Origin of the sequence: Micromonospora sp. Mcm103 (assembly GCF_024519755.1) — a bacterium.
Lineage (GTDB): Bacteria > Actinomycetota > Actinomycetes > Mycobacteriales > Micromonosporaceae > Micromonospora > Micromonospora aurantiaca.
The window spans coordinates 1-285 of the sequence record NZ_JALJRJ010000069.1 but is presented as its reverse complement, the minus strand read 5'-3'; the positions used below and the strand labels follow the sequence as shown (position 1 = coordinate 285).

Below are 285 nucleotides of genomic sequence, written 5' to 3'. Positions count from 1 at the left end.
GGAAACCACCCTCACGGTCGCCACCACGGAAACCGCCCTCACGACGGTCACCGCCGCGGAAACCACCGTCACGGGCGCCGCCTTCACGACGATCGCCGCCACGGAAACCACCCTCACGCCGCTCACCGCCACGGAAACCACCCTCACGGTCGCCACCACGGAAACCGCCCTCACGCCGCTCACCGCCACGGAAACCACCCTCGCGGGCGCCGCCTTCACGACGATCCCCACCACGGAAACCACCCTCACGGTCGCCACCACGGAAACCGCCCTCACGACGGTCAC

The 285-nt window shown here is 69.8% G+C and carries 1 protein-coding gene; it reads left to right on the top strand.

Features of this window, described 5'->3' with window-relative positions; all coding sequences use genetic code 11:
- Positions 1-285: hypothetical protein (locus OC439_RS30215; RefSeq protein WP_262016391.1), on the top strand; the 285-nt coding region annotated here is incomplete at both ends.